We start from the raw sequence: 17,695 nt of genomic DNA, 5'->3' as shown, positions 1-17,695 counted from the left end.
AGAGCCTTCGGCTCGGGTGAACACCGCGTGCATTCCGGCATCTACGCCGGCACGACGCGCAGTCCGAGCGCGACCGCGGCGCGGGCGAGCGCGGCGTCGAAGGTTGCCAGCGGGGCGGACTCCTGCAGAGCGGCGACCAGCACACAACAGTCCGGCATCTTCAAGCCGGTCGTCACGCGCAGCTCGGCCAGGAGCATGGGCTCGTCGCGAGCGGGCGTGAGCGCTCCGATGCCCATATCGGTGAGGTCAGCCAGCAGTTGGCTCGCCCGCCCCAGGCGCACGCCGCCTGTCAGGACTTCGGCGAGCGTCAAGGGATGCACCGCGAAGCCGCGATCCAGGTTGTGACTCAACAGAACCGCAGAGGCGCCATGGTTGACGCGCGGTTCAATTCAGGTGCGCGGCGAAGGCGCGCAGCGCGAGGGCGTCGTCTTCCCAGGCTCCGCCCTCGTGGCCGTTGTACTGCCACACCGTCACGTCTTTCGGCCCGGCGTAGCTGTGGAACGCGCCGAACACCGTCGAGGGCGGGCAGATCGCATCCATCAGGCCGGCGGTGAACACGGCGGGAGCGGTGGCCCGTTTGGCGAAGTTGACGCCGTCGAAGTAGCTCAGCGTCTCGTAGACGGTCGCGACGCTCAGCCGGTGCACGGCGAGGTACTGGGCGATCTCCCGGTACGGCATGGCGTCGGTGATGACGGATGCCCGCGGAAAGTCACACAGAAACGGCACCCGGGCGACGAGCGCGGCGAGACCCGGCACGAGCCCGGCCACGGCGAGCGCGATACCGCCGCCCTGGCTGGTGCCCATCACGGCGACCCGGGCCTCGTCGACGAGGTCGAGCGCGCGGGCCGCAGCGACGGCGCGCACGGCGTCCGTGTAGAGGCGGCGGTAGTAGTAGCTGCCCGGCGCTTCGATGCCGCGGGTCATGAAGCCCGGAACCTGCGGGCCGGTGCCCGCCCCGCCGTCATTGTCGGGGGTGACGCCGGTGGTGCCGCCGGAGCCCTGGCCGCGCACGTCCATGTCGAAGTGCGCGTACCCGGCGGATGCCCAGAGCAGGTTTTCGAAGGCCTGTCCGCGTCCGCGGCCGTAGCCGTGGAACTGCACGATGGCCGGCAGCGGTTCGGTGGTTCCGGCCGGCACCCGCAGCCAGGCGCTGATCGCCTGGCCGCCGAAACCGGTGAAAGTGACGTCGTACACGTCGAGGGTGGTGAGCGCGGCCGAGCCCGGGGCATCCGTCACCTTCATTGCGGTCACCGCGAGCGGGTGCCGCTCCGCCGCGGCCAGCGTCTCGGCCCAGAAGGCGTCGAAGTCGTGCGGCTCGGTCTGCGTGCTGCGATGCGTCTGCAGGCTCGCCTCGGACATGTCGGTGTACATGCTGTGAGCCTACGGGGCGGGCGGCAGGTCGATCAGGCCCGTGTCACGCGCCGTCACCCGGGGCCGCGCTGAAACCGCGAAAAAACATGGTTGTTCCTGCCCGGATCGTGCTTTTTCGGGGTTTCGACCGCGCCGGGCGCGTCAGGCGGATGCCGCGGCCGGGCTAGGCGCCGAGCTCGGCGAGCACCGCGGCGAGCTGGGCGACGGCCCAGTCGATGTCCTCGTCGCTCACGACGAGCGGCGGGGCGAGCCGAATCGTCGAGCCGTGGGTGTCTTTGGCCAGCACGCCGCGAGCGAGCAACGCTTCGCAGACGACCCGGCCGGGTGCGAGCGCCGGGTCGATGTCGATTCCAGCCCAGAGCCCGGCGCCGCGTACCGCGATCACGCCGTGGCCGACGAGTTCGCTGAGGCCGGCGTGCAGGCGCGCGCCACGCTCACGGGCGAGCTTTTGGAACTCGCCGGTGTCCAGCATCCGCACGACGGCGAGGCCGACCGCCGCGGCGAGCGGGTTGCCGCCGAAGGTCGAGCCGTGCTCGCCGGGGTGCAGCACGCCGAGCACGTCGACGTTGCCGACGACCGCGGAGACGGGCACGATGCCGCCGCCGAGGGCCTTGCCGAGCAGGTACAGGTCGGGCACCACGCCCACGAGGTCGCAGGCGAAGGTGGAGCCGGTGCGGCCGAGGCCGGACTGGATCTCGTCGGCGATGAACAGCACATTGTGGCGGGTGGTGATGTCGCGCACTGCCGGCAGATACGAGGCCGGCGGCACGACGATGCCCGCCTCGCCCTGGATCGGCTCGAGCAGCACGGCGACGGTGTTCTCGTCGATCGCGGCCTCGAGGGCGGCCGCGTCGCCGTAGGGCACGGTGCGGAATCCGGGGGTGAACGGTCCGAAGTCTTTGCGGGCGGATTCGTCGTCGGAGAAGCTGATGATCGTCGTCGTGCGGCCGTGAAAGTTGCCGGCGGCGACGATGATGTTGGCCCGGTCGGGGGCGACGCCCTTGACCCGGTAGCCCCAGGCGCGGGCGACCTTGACGCCGGATTCGACGGCCTCGGCGCCGGTGTTCATGGGCAGCACCATGTCTTTTCCGGCGAGCGCGGCCAGTGCGGTCACGAAGGGGCCGAGCTGGTCGTTGTAGAAGGCGCGGCTGGTGAGGGTGATCCGGCCGAGCTGCGCGCGGGCGGCCTCCAGCAGCACCGGGTTCGAGTGCCCGAAGTTGACCGCGGAATACGCGGCGAGGCAGTCGAGGTAGCGGCGACCGTCGATGTCGGTCACCCAGGCCCCGTCCCCGGTCGCGACGACGACCGGCAGCGGGTGGTAGTTGTGGGCGGCGTGTTCGGACTCGAGGCCGATGAGAGCTGCTTGCGCAGCGGATGTCGGCTCTGCCTCGGCGGGCAGGGCGTGGGTCAGGGGAATGGTCATCATCAGCTCCGCAGCTCGAGGGTGCAGCACTTGACGCCGCCGCCGCCGAGCAGCAGCTCGGACAGGTCGACGCCGATGGGGTTGAAGCCGCGCTCGCGCAGCTGCTGTTCGAAGCCGACCGCGCGGGAGGCGATCACGACGTTGTAGCCGTCGGAATAGGAGTTCAGGCCGAGGATCGCGGCATCCGTTTCGGAAACGATGATCGCGGTCGGAAAACGCTCGCGCAGAATGGCGAGGCTGGCCTCGTCGAAAGCGCTCGGCAGGTAGGCGATCTCGCCGCCGCCCGCAGCGGTACCGGAATCGAGCACGGCGATGGCGGTGTCGAGGTGGTAGAAGCTCGGGTTGACGAGGTTCAGCGTGATGACCGGGCGGTTGTAGATGCGGCCGAGTTCGGTGTGACTGTCCGACGCGCTGCGAAAGCCGGTACCGGCGAGGATGACGTCGCCGACGAGCAGAAAGTCGCCCTCACCCTCGTTGATCTCGGCGGGGTCGCGCACGTCGAAGCCGTTCGCGCCGAACCATTCCATGTAGGCGGGGCCTTCGGGCTGGCGTTCGGGGTGGGTGAACTTGGCGCCGTAGGCGATGTTGTCGATCACGAAGCCGCCGTTGGCCGCGTAGACCATGTCGGGCAGGCCCGCGATCGGGTCGATCAGGTGCACCTCGTAGCCGAGGCCGACGTAGGTGTCGTAGAGGGTCTGCCACTGCGCCACAGCGAGCGCGGTGTCGGTCGGCAGAGCCGGGTCCATCCAGGGGTTGATGCGGTACACGACGGTGAAGTGGGTGGGCTTGCACATGAGAACGGTGCGCTTGAGGGGGGTGCGAACCGGCACGCGGGGCGTGGCGAGTTCGTCGAGGGTGGTCGACATGCGGTCTCCTTCTCCAGCGGATGCCGAGCATCCGTTGTCGGGGTTAATGGCGGACCAGGTCGCTCACGAGAGCCCGGCAGAAACTGACGGGACGCCGCTCCCAGTCTCACACAGCCCGAATCGACGTTTCACGCCGGGTTGCGCACTTTTTCTGCGTAATGTTGCGCCTTGGCGCAACGATCTGTCGGGCTGCCCCCTAGACTCACTGAATGGACAACCTCGACCGCGGAATCCTCGACCTGCTTCGCCGAAATGCCCGCGCCGGGTACGGCGATATCGGCGGTGTCGTGGGGCTGTCCGCGTCGGCCGTGAAGCGGCGGGTGGACAAGCTCGTGAGTGACGGCGTGATTCGCGGGTTCACCATCCAGGTCGACCCGGCCGTCGACGGCCTCAGCACCGAGGCCTACGTGGAGCTGTTCTGCCGCGGAACCGTTGCCCCCGACGAATTGTTGCGCATCCTCTCCGGGGTGCCGGAGGTGGTCGAAGCCGGCACCATCACCGGCAGCGCCGACGCGATGGTGCACATTCGAGCACGTGACATCCCGGCGCTCGAGGCCGCGCTCGAGAAGGTGCGCCTGGCGCCGAACGTCGACCACACCCGCAGCGCGATCGTGCTGTCACGGCTGATCCACCGGGCGACAGAGTAGAGCGCGCAGCACATCGGCGTGGGTCAGGCCGTCTGCGGCACCGGCTTCTGACGCACCGGGGCGAGCAGGTGCAGCAGCGTGACGGCGGCGATCGATCCGGCGCAGAGGATGCCGGCGAGCACCACGATCTGAAACCTCCCGGCCTCGAGCGGCGACGCCCCGCCGAAGATCGCGCCGACGAACGCCCCGGGCAACGTGACGAGCCCGGTGGTTTTGGTCTGGTCGGTGGACGGGATCATCGCGAAGTACACCGCCCGGCGGGCGAGCTCACGGGTGGCCTGGCGCGGCCGGGCACCGAGGGCGAGCCAGCCTTCGACCTCGTCCCAGTGTTCGGTCACGCCCTCGCGAAAGCGGCGACCGCTGAGCGTGGCGATCGACATCGCGTTGCCGATGATGATGCCGCCGATCGCGAGCACGTAGCGCGGGGAGAACTCGATCGCCCCGGTCGTGAACACGATCACGAGGGTGGCGCCGACGCCAGCGCCCATCGCCGCGGCGACCCAGGCGAAGTGCTGGCGGCTGGTGCCGATGCGCCGGGTCACGGTCACGACCGCGGCGGTGAACATCACGACCAGGCCGATACCGACCCAGAACGGGTTGGTGATGATGCCGCTGAGGATCAGGCTAATCGCCGCGAGCTGCAGCGTTCCGCGCAGCAGCGCGAGGGCCGGGGCCCACGGATGCTGCGTGCGATACCCGCGCAGAACCAGGCCGGCGAGCAGCACCAGCAACAGCACTCCGAGCAGGGTGGGACCGAGCCCGACGAGGGTAGACCCGGCGGTCGACCACGGTTCGGGCAACGTCATGGATCGAGCCTACCGAGCGCCCACACAGGTTCACACCGGCGCGCCCCCCGTTCGGGTGCCAGAAATTCGGTCACAATGGTGGTTGCGCCAAGAGCCGAGTGTTGGCACACTGGCGAAGTCGCCGTCCCAGGGAGTGCCCGTGCCAGAGACCTTTCTTAACATTGATCCGCTTGTGGCGACCCCGCCATTCGAACAGGTGCGCCTGCAGATTCTTGACGCGGTGCGTTCGGGTCGGCTGGAACCCGGCACCCGGTTACCGACCGTGCGCGGCCTCGCCGACAATGTCGGACTGGCCACCAATACCGTCGCCCGCGCCTACCGCGAACTCGAGCGCGACGGGGTCATCGAGACCCGCGGCCGCTCCGGCTCGTACATCGCCGCGACCGGCGATACGGCCTCCCGCCACGCCGAGCTGGCCGCGACCGCATTCGCGGTGCGCATCCACGAACTTGGCGTCAGCCCCGACGAAGCCCTCGCGCTGGTGACGGATGCCCTGAGGCAGCGCGCCCGAGCCTGACCGCTTGCCCGCGGACCAACGACCGCGTGCTACCTTGGTACAAACACAGTACAAAGGTAGGGGTCAGATGGATTGGTACACATTCGCGGCCGTCATGATCGCTCTGCTCAGTTTGAGCCTCAAATTCGCGAGGACTTTTCGTGCCGAGCCGCAGGTGCGCGCTCTTGACCGTTTCGCCCGGGAGTCCGGACTGGCCCTGACCGCCGAGGTCAGGCCGGCACTGGTCCGACGCCTCACCGCGCGGGAACGGGGCTACACGATCGGGGCGATGACCTCCGTCGTCGGTATCGGTCTCTGGTCGATCACCGGGGCCACGGTCACCTGGTCGGGGATCGTGCTGGTGGCCATCATCGGCCTCGGTGCCGTGCTCGGCCTCGCTGTCGCGGAGTGGCGGGGCGCATTCAGGCCGGTGCCCGACCAGCCGAGACTCGCGCGCTCAACGATTCCGACCGTCGCCGACTATGTCTCACCCTGGCAGCTGTGGGCGCCCGCGGTGACCGTGCTGATCGCGCTCAGCGCGCTCGGGAGTGTCGCCCTGGCCTCCCCCGCGGGGCTGCCATCTCTTGGTCTGGCGGCGGGGCTGACCGCCACCGCAATCGCTGCCGTCGTCGCGTCGCGGTTCGCGAGAGCCGAGCTGGTGCGTCGCGGCCAGCCGGCGGCATCCGTCACCGAACTCACCTGGGACGACGCCCTGCGCAGCGCTGCGCTGCGCGGCACGATCGAGATTCCCACGACTCTGGGTATGGCTAGCCTGAGCGCCACCCTGCTCGCGCTGGGCCTGACGCCCGGGCTGGGCAACTTTGTCACCTGGGCACTCTTCGGGGTCGTCGCGGCCCTGATCGTGTTCGTGCTGGTCATCAACCGCCGCCGGGCCACGACATACTACCTGCGACGGCTATGGCCGGAGGCTGCCGCCGACTACGCCGACGCGGTCGCACGGGGCGCGGCGCGCTGATGCTCGTCATCGACCCGACGTCGTCGACCCCGCCCTTCGAGCAACTGCGGGCGCAGGTCATCGCGGCGGTGCGTTCGGGCGAGATGGCGGCCGGCGACAAGCTGCCGACCGTGCGCAAACTCGCCGCCGACCTGGGCTTGGCCGCGAACACGGTCGCCCGCGCGTATCGCGAGCTCGAACAGGACGAGGTCATTGAGACCCGGGGCCGCAACGGATCCTTCGTCTCAGCGACCGGCGACGCGACCGCACGGCACCTGCAGGTCGCGGCGCGAGCGTACGCCGATCGGGCCGTGCAACTCGGCGTCGCCCCCGACGAGGCCCTGCGCGTCGTGAGCGCGGCCCTCGGCATCCGCTGACCGCGACATCTGGGCCACCGAGCCGGGACTCAGGTCACGCCCGCGAAGGGGCCTTCTCTGACACTTCGCTCACGAGGTGTCACAGATCGCCCCTTGACCCCGTCAAGCGTCACAGAACGCCCCTTGACCTCCGGCCAACCGGGTGCGGAAGGGGCCATCTCTGACACTTCGCTCACGAGGTGTCACAGAATGCCCCATCACGCGGAAATCGCCCCGTGAGGTGTCACAGAATGCCCCTTCAACGCCCGCGAAGGGGCCATCTCTGACACTTCGCTCACGAGGTGTCACAGAATGCCCCATGGCTCACAGGGGAACAGACGCTGATCCTCCTTACGCCTCCTCCCACGCTCCTCCCCACAGCCGAAGGGGTCATCTCTGCCACTTCACGGGAGCACCCGACCCAGGCACCCGACCCACGACGACGCACGTCAGCCCTCCCCACGCACCCCGCATGTGATGGCGCCCTGGGTTCTTCCTCCCACCGATGCCGCACGCTCCCCTCACTGCGCAGCCACCGGCGGGGCGCGTCGGGTCAGGCGCCGCGGTAGGAGCGCTCGAGGCGGGCGAAGCCCTCGTCGAGGGAGACGGCGGGCATCCACCGCAGGTCGGCACGGGTGCGGCGCTGGTCGAACCAGTGCGCGGTCGAGAGCTGTTCGGCGAGAAACCGGGTCATCGGCGGTTCGTCGACTCCGGGACGCAGTCGCCAGCCCGCTTCGATGAGCGATCCGGCACCGCGGGCGACGGATGCCGGCACTCGCCAGGCGGGCGGTCGCACGCCCGCCGCGCGGCACATGCCGGCGAGAAGTTCGGCGACCGGGCGCGGTTCCCCATTGGTGATCACATATGCCCGGCCATGCACGCCGTGGGCGCCGTCGGCATCGACGCGATCGAGGGCCGCGCGGATCGCCGAGGCGGCGTTGTCGACATAGGTCGTGTCGATGAGCGCGGCGCCGTGGCCGAGCAGCGGCAGTCGGCCCGCGCGGGCGCGCTCCACGATTCGGGCGACCAGTTGGGTGTCGCCGGGTCCCCAGACCAGGTGCGGGCGCACCGCGACCACGCGCAGGGCCTCGGAGTCGGCGGCGAGGGCGAGCAACTCGGCGCGGGCCTTGGTGCGGGCGTAGTCGCCGCGCGCATGCTCGGGGTCGGCGGGCAGGGCGTCAAGGCCCACGAGGGAGGCCCCGGCGTGCGCGACCGAGGGCGAGGAGACATAGACGAAGCGGGAGGCGCCGGCATCCGTCGCCGCGGCCAGCAGGATGCGGGTGCCGCCGACGTTGACCGCTTCGAAGTCTGCGGGATCCCCGGCGAGGGACACCTTGGCGGCGAGGTGCACGACGGCGTCGTGCCCGGCGATGGCCGCGGCGACGCGGGCGGCGTCGGTGATCGAGCCGAGCGCATCCGTCGCGCCGGTGACGCCCGAGGCGCGGCGTTGGAAGCAGGTGACGTCGTGGCCGGCGGCCACCAGCTCGGCGGCGACCGCGCGCCCGAGAAATCCGCTCGCCCCGGTGACGAACACGCGCAGCTGGGGCGCACGCTTGACCGCGCGCGACTTCACCCGAGCAGGCTTGGCGGACGCGGGCTTGGCGGAGGCCGGCTTGGCGGCACGCGGTTTGGCGGCCGCGGGCTTGAGTGCCGCCGGCTTGGCTGCGGCCGGCTTGGGGGCCACAGGCTTGGGGGCCGCAGGTTTGGCGGCGCGCGGCTTGGCGGCCGCAGGTTTGGCGGGCACGGGGGCGTCGGGGGCCTCTGAGTCGGTCACGGCTGGCGCATCCGGCCACCGGCGAGCACGCCGCTGGCCCAGCGGGAGAGCTTGCTGCGGTCGATCTTGGAGTTGTGGCGAATGTCGGTCGGCAGGCGCGGCACCACGAGCACGGCGGCGAGTGGGGGGCCGCCGGCATCGGCGACGGATGCCCGCACCGCGCTGGCCAGGTCCGCGCCGGCGAGTGCGACCCGGCGCGACGGCAGGACGGTCTCCACGACGGCGACCAGGTGCTGGGTGCCGACCGGGCCCACGCCGACGATCGCCGCGCGAGCAACGGCGGCCACGGACTCGACCCGCTGCTCGGGGCCGACCGGGGTCACGACGCCCTCGGCGGTGACGATGAGGTGTTGCATGCGGCCCTCGACCCAGAGCCGGCCGGCCTCGTCGAGGTGTCCGACATCGCCGGTGCGGTGCCAGCGCTCCCCCGTGGGCGCGCCGCGCTTGGAGGCTGCGTCGGTCGACCAGAGCCGGTCGTAGTGGTCCTTCACGTGCGGGGCCGAGACGACGATTTCCCCGGTCACACCGGATGCTTCGCTCAGCTCGCCGACGGCCAGCCCGGCAGCGTCGAGCGCGCTGATCCGGATGCGCGTCGTCGCCGTGGCCGTGCCGACGCAGACTCCGCCGGGGGCGGCCGGGGACTCGGACGCAGCATCCGTCACCGGGATCACGGCCGGCGCGCTCGCCTCGCGGATGCCCTCGAGCGTGATGTCGGCCATCAGCAGCCCCTCGGTCATGCCGTACGGGGTGTGCGCGGTCGCTCCCGGCATCAGGTGCGCGGCGGCGGCCAGCAGCGGCTCCGACACCGGGGCACCGGCCGAGAGAAAGCTCCGCACCCCGGCGAGGGCCGCGTGGTCGGCCGCGCTGAGGGCGTCGGCGGTCGCGACGACGTTGGCGAGAGCGGCGGGTGAGAGAAAGACCACGGTCGCATCGATCGCGGCGACCGCGGCGGCGACGGCGGTCGCGGTGAGGGTCTTGGGCGAGGTGACGTCCATGTCGGGGGTGACCGAGCGGGCGCCGAGGGCCGGGCCGAGCAGCGCGAAGGGGGCGAAGCCGGCGACGAGGCCGGTGCCGCGGCCCACGCCGTACTGCGTGAACAGGGCGTAGCTGACCTTGGAGAGCTGGTCGTGGGTGTAGACGACGCCCTTCGCGGGGCCGGTGGATCCGCTCGTGAACAGCACCGCGGCGACGTCGGTCGGCGCGGGTTCGGGCGGCAGCACGGCGCCGGTGGCGCGCCCCCGCGCGATCAAGGAGGCGAGGGTGTGCTTCACGCCGAGGCTGCGGGCGACCGCGGCCGGGAAGCGCGCGGTGGCGATCTTCTGCCCGGGCCAGCCGAGCGCGCGGGCGGCCATGAGGCCGGGGGCGGCCCCGATCACGTGGTCGGGGCGGGCGCCGCGCACGGCGCGGGTCAGCCCCTTCAGGCCGAGGCCGGCATCCGCGACGACGACGATCGCACCGATGCGCACGCAGGCGTAGAGCACCGCGGTGAGGTCGGCGCCGGGAGGCACGAGCAGCGACACCCGGTCGCCCGGTTTCACGCCGATGCTCACGAGGCCGGCGGCGATCTGCCGCACCCGGCGCGACAGCAGCCGCCAGGTCACGACACGCGGGCCGGTGGCCGCGGCGCCCGGGTTCATGTCCACGAGCGCGGTCTCGTCGCTGCCCTGCAGCTCGTCGAGGTAGTGCCAGAGCGGCCGGTAGGCGATCGCGGCCGGGTCGCCGGCGACGGATGCCTCAGCTCCGGTCACCGGGGCGGTCGTAGCGACCGCCGCGGCCTCGGTCGGGGCGGCCGGGGCGGTCGGGACGCCCGGCGCCACGCGCGCTCCGAGCCAGCCGAGCGCCATCGCGGCGTATGGCGAGTCCTCCATCACAAGGTGTCCGGAGCCCTCGAAGCGGTGCACGTCGGCGTGCGGCATCCGCTCGACGAGGTCGTCGAGGTAGCGGTCGCTGAAAATCGGGTCACGCGGACCCCACAGCATCAGCGCCGGAACGGTCAGCGCGCGCAGCGCCTCCGCCACTCGGTCGAGTTCGGGCCGGCTCTCGTGTGTCAGCGCGACCGGAATGTCCGCCACGAAGGCGCCGATGCCGCCGCGTCGGGCGGCACTGCGATACGGCGCGCGGTAGGCGGCCTTCACGTCAGGCGCGAGCGAGGGATGCGCCAGCGCCAGGGTCGTGGCCAGGAACGCGGGCGTCGCGACGGTCGCCGTGCCGAGCACCGAGCGACGCAGGGCGAGGCGCAGTGGCGCGGGCACCGGGAACGCGGCCGGCTGGTGCACGGCGGTGTTGAGCAGCATGATGCCGGCGAGCAGTTCGGGGTGGTCGACGGCCCAGCCGAGCGAGATGGATCCGCCCCAGTCGTGCCCGAAGGTGACGACCGGGCCTTCGAGGCCGAGGGCGTCGGTGAGGTCGGCGAGGTCCCGCACCCGGCGGGCGAGCGGCCGGGCCACGCCGGTGCGCTCGGAGAAGCCCATGTCGAGCTGGTCGACGGCGATGACGCGCCAGGCGCCGGGCGCGCCTGCACCCGGGCCGGTGCCGGTGGCCAGGGCCGCGGCATCCGTCGCCTGGGCGACGAGGTCACGCCAGAGGTAGGACCAGGTCGGGTTGCCGTGCACGCAGAGCACGGTGCCGAGAATCGGGGTGCCCTGCGAGAGCAGTTCGGGGCCGTTGTCGAGCAGGTGCCAGGTGCGGGTGACGGCGAGGGTCGAACCCGTCGCGGCGAGGCTGGTTTCGGGCACCTCTACGAGGCGGGAGAACTCGGGTACGAGTCCCGGCAGCCCGGTCGGCGGCAGTGCTGCCGGGGCGCGCAGCGAGGCCGCCCGCGGAAGTCGCCGGGACGTGCGGGAAACCGAAATCACCAGAGGATTTCCATCATCGCGGTGTTCAGGCCCGAACCGACGCCCATCAGCAACACCCGGTTGCCCCTGGCGAGGGCCGGGGCCTCCTGGGCGAGGGTGATCGGGATCGAGGCCGGGCCCACGTTGCCGTAGGTCGGGTAGGTCAGCGGAACCTTGCTGCGGTCCATGCCGGTCGCCTTGAGCAGCGCGTTGGTGTGCACGTCGCTGACCTGGTGCACGATGTAGCGGTCCATGTTCGACCAGTTCCAGTCTCGGCGCGCTTCGGTCCAGGCGGACACGACGAGTTCCATTCCGCCCTTGAGCAGGGCGCGGGCGTCGGTGAACATGCCGTCGACGCTGCCGACACAGAGGGCGTTGAATTCGGTGGCCGCGCGGGTGACGCCGCCGAGCATACGGTGGCCCTCGGGGTGGGCATCCGCCGGGCCGAGCACGGCCGCCGCCGCGCCGGAGCCGAGGGTGAGGCTCGCGAATTCGCTCATGAAGTCGGTGCGGTTGATGCCCTCGCGCCCGAGCCGGTCGATGGTGTTGGTCTGGATCTCGTCGGCGTCTTCACCGTCGATGACGACCGCGTACGTGATCTGGCCGCTGTCGATGAGCTGCGCGGCGAGGGTCATGCCGTTGACGAAGCCCAGGCAGGCGTTGGCGATGTCGAAGTTGGTGGCCGAGGACGGCAGGCCGAGGCCGTGGTGGATGCGCACCGCGACGGAGGGTTCGAGGTGCTTGCGGGTGACGGAGGTGTTGATGAGCAGCCCGACCTGAGACGGATCGATGCCCGCCTGGGCGAGGGCGCGCTTGCCGGCCGAGACCGCTGCGTCATCAAAACCCTGGTCAGGGTTCCAATTTCGGCGTTCCTGCACTCCGGCGACCCGCTGCAACAGACGCTTCGGCAGGCGCAGCCGGCTCAGCACGGGCTGCAACTGACGGTCGATCTCTTCCGAGGTGGTGATACGCGGCGCGATGGTGCTGGCTACTGACAGCAGAGCGACATTGCTGTGCCGAGTCGTCGCGTTTCCATTCAACTGTGATTCCCTTATCGAATTGTGACCGGTGTGCCCCGGCACTGGCGGCCCGGCCCCGAGCACTGACCCAGAATAGCGGCCCGTGCTCGTTTCACAACTGTACGCCCGCTCGGCTGTGCGCCCGCTCGGCGCAGGCCGGCCCCCGCAGGGGCCGGCCCTCCGGCTTCGCTTAGATCAGGCCGTCCGAGAGCGTGCTCGGGTTGCCGAAGCGGTGCGCCGTGATCGAGATGGCCTGCTCGCGCAGGAACGGCAGCAGCTCGACGCGGCCGGCCTGGGTGACCGGGTGCGCGTACACGGCGATATCGGGGCGTCCGCCCAGGGCGGCGGCGAGGGCGGATGCCTCATCCCCGGCCCCGAGCATCGGGTCGCCGACAAGCCGCACCCGCGTCGTCTCGATGCCGCCGTTGGCGGCGCGTTCGAGCCACTCGGTGTCGCCCTCGACGATGATCGGCACCTCGCGGGCTTCGAGCGCGGCGCGCACATTGAGCGGCACCGGCTGCGAGCTCGACACCTGGAACTTCGAGCGCGACAGGGTCGCGGCGGCCAGCACCCGCAGCAGGTGCGAGAGGGTGCCGGCATCCGTCAGCCGCACCGTCACCGGCAGAGCCCGGTAACGGAAGACGTTGCGCTCGAGGCCGAGGCCCGAGACGTCTTTGCGGGTGCCGAACTCCTCGCGCCAGGCGAGCGCGTCGCTCACGGCGGAGCGGCGCAGCACGTCGAAGTCGGCGTATTCGAGCACCGTCTGGGACGCTTCGATGACGTCGGTCACGTGGCTGTCGAGGCCGCGCAGGTGCAGCGTCGAGCTGTTGCGGCCCGGCTCGCTGACCCAGCTGCCGAAGCCGTAGAGGTAGTTCGGGCCGCCGGCCTTGGTGCCGGGGCCGACCGCGCTCTTCTTCCAGCCGCCGAAGGGCTGGCGCTGCACGACCGCGCCGGTGATGCCGCGGTTGACGTAGAGGTTGCCGGCCTCGATCGTCTCAAGCCAGAGTGCGAGCTCATCGGCGTCGAGGGAGTGCAGCCCGCTGGTCAGGCCGTAGTCCACCGCGTTCTGCAAGCGGATGGCCTCCTCCAGGGTGCGGGCGTGCATCACACTCAGCATGGGGCCGAAGAATTCGGTCAGGTGGGCGTAGGAACCGGGCTCGACCCCGATGCGGATGCCGGGCGACCAGAGCGTGCCGGTCTCATCGAGCTGCTTGGGCTCGACGAGCCATTCCTCGTCGGCGCCGAGGGTGGTCAGGGCGTGCAGCAGTTTGCCCTCGGCCGGGGCGATGATCGGGCCCATCTGGCTGGTCGGGTCGCTCGGGTAGCCGACCTTGAGCGAGGTGGCGGCGTCGACCAGCTGGCCCATGAAGCGCTTGGACCGGGCGACGGAACCGACCAGGATCAGCAGGCTCGCGGCGGAGCACTTCTGCCCGGCGTGCCCGAAGGCGCTCTTGACCACGTCGGCCGCGGCGAGGTCGAAGTCGGCCGAGGGGGTGACGATGATGGCGTTCTTGCCGCTCGTCTCCGCCAGCAGCGGCAGGTCGGTGCGGAAGCTGCGGAACAGCTCGGCGGTCTCGTAGCCGCCGGTGAGGATCACGCGGTCGACGGCCGGGTGCGAGAGCAGGTGGGTGCCGAGCGCGCGGTCCTTGAAGTCGACCAGGTAGAGCAGTTCGCGCGGAACGCCGGCCTCCCAGAGTGCTTCGACGACGATCGCGCCGCTGCGCTGGGCGAGGGTGGCGGGCTTGACGATGACGCCGGCGCCGGAGGCGAGGGCGGCCAGGATGCCGCCGGCGATGATGGCGACCGGAAAGTTCCACGGCGGGGTGACGACGACGAGCTTGGAGGACACGAAGGTGGCGCCCTGCACACGGTCGAGGTCCTTGGCGCGTTCGGCGTAGTAGTGCGCGAAGTCGATCGCCTCACTGACCTCGGGGTCACCCTCGGCGATGGTCTTGCCGCACTCGGCGGCCATCACCTCGATCAGGCGGTCACGGTTTCCGGCCAGCGCGAGGCCGGCGCGGTGCAGCACGGCGGCGCGTTCGGAGCCGGTCTTGGCGCCCCAGACGGTGCCGGCCCGCACGACGGTGTCGATGACGCCGTCGAGAAAACCGACGGAGTCGATGCGGGCGGCGGCGATCGTGTCGCGACCGAGATCGGATGTCTCCACCCGGCCCAGGATGCGGCGCGCCCAGGCGCGGTTGGCCGGCAGCGACGGGTCGGTGTCTGGCTCGTTGTGGAAGCCGTGGTGCAGCGGCACCGATCCGCGGGTCAGGCCGAGCAGCAGCCCGGTCAGGTCGGAGTCCATCTCGGCGACGGGTGCGGCGGGCTCGTTGGCGAGCTTGAGCTCGCGGGCGCGGAGCTCGCTCGCCGCGGCGCGGTCCTGGCGGCGGTTGGGGCGGGGAACGGCCGTCGTGAGGGCGTCGAGGGAGGCGAGGAAGCGGTCTTTCTCGCGCTCGAACAGCACCGGCTGCGCCGTCAGCTCGAACACGGCCGACATGAAGTTCTCCTGGCTCGCGTTCTCTTCGAGGCGGCGGATCAGGTAGCTGATGGCCACGTCGAACTCGGCCGGGTTCACGACCGGGGTGTAGAGCAGCAGCTTGCCGACGTCGCGGCTGACGGCGGCGGCCTGGCCGGTCGCCATGCCGAGCAGCATCTCGAACTCGACCCGGTCGTCGACACCGCGCTGAACGGAGAGCAGGTGTGCCCAGGCCACGTCGAAGAGGTTGTGTCCGGCGACGCCGATGCGCACGGCATCCGTGTTCTGCGGGGTCAAGGCCCAGTTGAGTACGCGCTTGTAGTTGGTGTCGGTGTCCTGCTTGGTGCCGAAGGTCGCGAGCGGCCAGTCGTGCACGGCGGCGTCGACGTGTTCCATGGCGAGGTTGGCGCCCTTGACGACGCGCACCTTGATCGGCGCTCCGCCCGAGGCGCGGCGGCCCTGCGCCCAGTGAGTGAGGCCCTGCAGGGCGCCGAGGGCGTCGGGCAGGTAGGCCTGCAGCACGATGCCGGCCTCCAGCTTCGCGAGCTGGGGTTGGTCGAGCAGGCGCTCGAAGACCGCGACGGTGAGGTCGAGGTCGCGGTACTCCTCCATGTCGAGGTTGATGAACTTCGGGGTGGGCGAGTTCGCGGCGACCTCGAACAGCGGGGTCAGGCGGGCGACGATGCGTTCGACGGACTCGTCGAAGGCCCACATCGAGATCTGGCTGGCGATCGAGGAGACCTTGATCGAGACGTAGTCCACGTCGGGGCGTTCGAGCAGGGCCCGGGTTCCGGCGAGGCGACGGTCGGCCTCTTTCTCGCCGAGCACGGCCTCGCCGAGCAGGTTGATGTTAAGACGGTTGCCCGAGGCGCTCAGGGCGGCGATCGCCGGGCCGAGCTTGTCGGGGGTCGCGTCGACGACGAGGTGGCCGACCATCTGGCGCAAGACGGTGCGCGCGGCGGGAATGACGACCCAGGGCAGCACCGGTCCGAGCACGCCGCCGAGGCCGATCGCGGCCTTCATGTAGCCGGGCAGGAATTCGGGGGCGATGCCGGCGACCTTCTGCAGGTTGTAGCCGGCGACCATCTTGTCTTCGGGGCGCATGACGCCGTCGACGAAGCCGACGGTGAAATCGAGGCCGTTCGGGTCTTTCAGCACGCCCGCGAGGCGTTCGGCGGAGGCATCCGTCGGAATCGTCGAACTTTCGGCCAACCACTTCCGCACCAGGGCAACAACGGGAGCGCCCAGGTCGTGCTGGGTGCGGGAAGAAATGGGGTTGGTCATGGTCACGAGACTAGCCTTTCGTTCGCCGTGGGCGCCTGTGTGTACGTCAGTGTGTCCTGTCAGTCTGCGGGCGCAGGAAGGTTAAATAAAAGCGATTGTTCATGCACAGTATTCATTAGGATTATTGATGAATGGGTGGGTGTTGCTGGGTTGTTGCTGACTGGTTGCGGGGAGGTGAGTGGATGCTGGACGTGCGCCGTCTTCGCCTGCTGCGCGAACTGAAGATTCGCGGCACCCTGGCCGGTGTCGCGGAGGCCCTCGCCTACAGCCCCTCCTCGGTCTCGCAGCAGCTCGCGCTGCTCGAAAAAGAGGTCGGCGTGCCGCTGCTGCACAAGGTCGGCCGCCGGGTGCAGCTCACCCCGCAGGCCGAGATCCTGGTCGAGCACACCACCCACCTGCTCGAGCGGCTGGAGCGTGCCGAGGCCGAGATCACCGCGTCGCTGACGACGGTGTCGGGCACGGTGCGGGTCGCGGTGTTCCAGTCTGCGGCGCACGCGCTGATTCCCCGGGCGCTCAGCTACCTCGCCGAGGACTACCCGGCGCTGCGCATCGAGATCACCGAGCGGGAGCCTGAGCGCGGCCTGTTCGAGGTCTCGGCGCGGGACTTCGACCTCGTGCTCGCCGAGCAGTATCCCGGCCACACCCGCGCGCACTGGCCCGATCTCGACCGGGTCTACCTGGCGACGGATGCCCTGCGCCTCGCGGCCCCGCCCCGCCCGGCCGGTGCCCTGCCGGGCGGCCTCGACACCCCGGCCGGGTACGACCGGCTGCGCGGCCTCGACACGCTCGAGGACGCATCCGCCCTGCCGTGGGTGATGGAACCCCGCGGCACCGCCAGCCGCGAGTGGGCGACGCAGCTGTGCCGCGCGGCCGGGTTCGAGCCCGATGTGCGGTTCGAGACCGCCGACCTGATGGCGCACATCCGGTTCATCGAGTCGGGCAACGCCGTGGGGCTGCTGCCCGACCTGGTCTGGGCCGGCAAGGCGCCCGCGCTGCGCCTGCTGCACCTGCCGGGCGCCCCACACCGCACCCTGTTCAGCGCGGCCCGGCGGTCGAGTGCGAACCGCCCCGGCGTGATCGCTGTGCGCGAGGCCCTCGCCCGCGCGGTCACCAAGGTCGCCGCCCCTACGGTCACGAATCCGCTCCCGCCGCCCGACTGACCCGGGCGGCGGATGCATCCGCTCGCCCCACCCGTTCGCCCGCGACCAGCGCTCGGCTCGCCCGCGATCCCGGCACCTGTGCTGACGCGAGTGGTCGCACATGGCCCCATGGGCAGTATCGCGCCCGGCGAGTGGGCGCAAACGGCCCCATGGATCGGGTTCATGGGGCTATCGGCGCCCACTCACGAAACTGAAGGGGCCATATGCGCCCACTCACGGGGATGGAAA

General features: G+C 70.8%; 14 protein-coding genes. 5 read left to right on the top strand and 9 right to left on the bottom strand.

The features are described 5' to 3' along the window. Window positions 1-41: 41 nt before the first annotated feature. The 4 genes from D6T64_RS12660 to ddaH all read right to left on the bottom strand — a co-directional run bounded on the left by D6T64_RS12660 (window position 42) and on the right by ddaH (window position 3,660). Window positions 42-389 (bottom strand): PIN domain-containing protein, encoded by a 348-nt coding sequence (locus tag D6T64_RS12660; RefSeq protein WP_119975036.1) that lies wholly within the window; start codon window positions 387-389, stop codon window positions 42-44. Next, on the bottom strand, window positions 385-1,371 hold the full coding sequence (locus D6T64_RS12655; RefSeq protein WP_119975035.1) for an acetylxylan esterase: 987 nt from the start codon (window positions 1,369-1,371) through the stop codon (window positions 385-387). Before D6T64_RS12655 ends, D6T64_RS12660 begins: the two co-directional genes overlap by 5 nt. Before the next feature lie 163 nt (window positions 1,372-1,534). Further along, the gene (rocD, locus tag D6T64_RS12650) at window positions 1,535-2,794 is read right to left on the bottom strand and encodes an ornithine--oxo-acid transaminase (protein ID WP_119975034.1); all 1,260 of its coding nucleotides are present in this window, start codon (window positions 2,792-2,794) and stop codon (window positions 1,535-1,537) included. Between the two features lie 2 nt (window positions 2,795-2,796). Further along, entirely contained in the window at window positions 2,797-3,660 is an 864-nt protein-coding gene (gene ddaH / locus D6T64_RS12645) for a dimethylargininase (protein ID WP_119975033.1), read from the bottom strand. Window positions 3,661-3,869: 209 nt separating this feature from the next. Between ddaH and D6T64_RS12640 the strand changes: the two genes are divergently transcribed. Next, a complete protein-coding gene (locus D6T64_RS12640; protein WP_119975032.1) occupies window positions 3,870-4,307 on the top strand; it encodes an Lrp/AsnC family transcriptional regulator in 438 nt (145 codons plus the stop codon). 23 nt (window positions 4,308-4,330) lie between these two features. On the opposite strand, the gene D6T64_RS12635 is transcribed toward D6T64_RS12640, so the two are convergent. After that, window positions 4,331-5,113: an ABC transporter permease gene (locus D6T64_RS12635; RefSeq protein ID WP_119975031.1), complete on the bottom strand. Its 783-nt coding sequence runs from the start codon at window positions 5,111-5,113 to the stop codon at window positions 4,331-4,333. 139 nt (window positions 5,114-5,252) lie between these two features. On the opposite strand from D6T64_RS12635, the gene D6T64_RS12630 reads away from it, so the two are divergent. The 3 genes from D6T64_RS12630 (at window position 5,253) to D6T64_RS12620 (ending at window position 6,941) form a co-directional block, all read left to right on the top strand. After that, complete coding sequence (locus tag D6T64_RS12630; protein ID WP_233551131.1) at window positions 5,253-5,630, top strand: GntR family transcriptional regulator; 378 nt, start codon at window positions 5,253-5,255, stop codon at window positions 5,628-5,630. 67 nt (window positions 5,631-5,697) lie between these two features. Continuing rightward, window positions 5,698-6,585, top strand: coding sequence for a hypothetical protein (locus D6T64_RS12625; protein ID WP_119975029.1), 888 nt, complete (start codon window positions 5,698-5,700; stop codon window positions 6,583-6,585). Next, window positions 6,585-6,941, top strand: coding sequence for a GntR family transcriptional regulator (locus D6T64_RS12620; protein WP_119975028.1), 357 nt, complete (start codon window positions 6,585-6,587; stop codon window positions 6,939-6,941). The genes D6T64_RS12625 and D6T64_RS12620 overlap by 1 nt, the downstream gene beginning before the upstream one ends. Window positions 6,942-7,473: 532 nt before the next feature. Here D6T64_RS12620 and D6T64_RS12615 read toward each other — a convergent pair. From D6T64_RS12615 to D6T64_RS12595, 4 genes are all read right to left on the bottom strand, one after another. After that, window positions 7,474-8,460 (bottom strand): NAD-dependent epimerase/dehydratase family protein, encoded by a 987-nt coding sequence (locus D6T64_RS12615; protein ID WP_119975078.1) that lies wholly within the window; start codon window positions 8,458-8,460, stop codon window positions 7,474-7,476. Between the two features lie 230 nt (window positions 8,461-8,690). Next, entirely contained in the window at window positions 8,691-11,549 is a 2,859-nt protein-coding gene (locus D6T64_RS12605; RefSeq protein WP_233551122.1) for an alpha/beta fold hydrolase, read from the bottom strand. Next, on the bottom strand, window positions 11,546-12,568 hold the full coding sequence (locus D6T64_RS12600) for a 3-oxoacyl-ACP synthase III (protein WP_119975027.1): 1,023 nt from the start codon (window positions 12,566-12,568) through the stop codon (window positions 11,546-11,548). The genes D6T64_RS12605 and D6T64_RS12600 overlap by 4 nt, the downstream gene beginning before the upstream one ends. Before the next feature lie 169 nt (window positions 12,569-12,737). Next, window positions 12,738-16,307, bottom strand: a complete 3,570-nt coding sequence (locus D6T64_RS12595) for a proline dehydrogenase family protein (RefSeq protein ID WP_119975076.1) — start codon at window positions 16,305-16,307, stop codon at window positions 12,738-12,740. Window positions 16,308-16,489: 182 nt separating this feature from the next. Here D6T64_RS12595 and D6T64_RS12590 point away from each other — a divergent pair, with 182 nt between their 5' ends. Beyond that, complete coding sequence (locus tag D6T64_RS12590) at window positions 16,490-17,467, top strand: LysR family transcriptional regulator (protein WP_119975026.1); 978 nt, start codon at window positions 16,490-16,492, stop codon at window positions 17,465-17,467. Window positions 17,468-17,695: the final 228 nt, after the last annotated feature.

The sequence above is a fragment of the Cryobacterium melibiosiphilum genome, from assembly GCF_003602235.1.
Lineage (GTDB): Bacteria > Actinomycetota > Actinomycetes > Actinomycetales > Microbacteriaceae > Cryobacterium > Cryobacterium melibiosiphilum.
This window is presented reverse-complemented; position numbering and strand designations above follow the sequence as displayed.